This window comes from Dolichospermum circinale AWQC131C (genome assembly GCF_000426905.1).
In the GTDB taxonomy this organism is placed as follows: domain Bacteria; phylum Cyanobacteriota; class Cyanobacteriia; order Cyanobacteriales; family Nostocaceae; genus Dolichospermum; species Dolichospermum circinale.
Genome location: NZ_KE384650.1, coordinates 9,125 through 9,329, shown reverse-complemented (window position 1 = coordinate 9,329; position 205 = coordinate 9,125). Strand labels below are relative to the sequence as shown.

Sequence of the window (205 nt, the reverse complement as noted above, 5' to 3'; positions counted from 1 at the left end):
ACATAACATCTTGATGCACCCCTTCCATATGTTAGGTGTAGCTGGTGTATTCGGTGGTTCTTTGTTCTCTGCAATGCACGGTTCTTTGGTAACATCTTCCTTGGTTAAAGAAACAACCGAGAACGAATCACAAAACTACGGTTACAAATTCGGTCAAGAAGAAGAAACCTATAACATTGTTGCAGCACACGGTTACTTCGGTCGC

Annotated in this window: 1 pseudogene; it reads left to right on the top strand. The window is 42.4% G+C overall.

What is annotated here, in order from left to right:
* Positions 1 to 205: pseudogene (locus tag ACIR131C_RS24840) on the top strand (photosystem II q(b) protein); the annotation flags it as partial.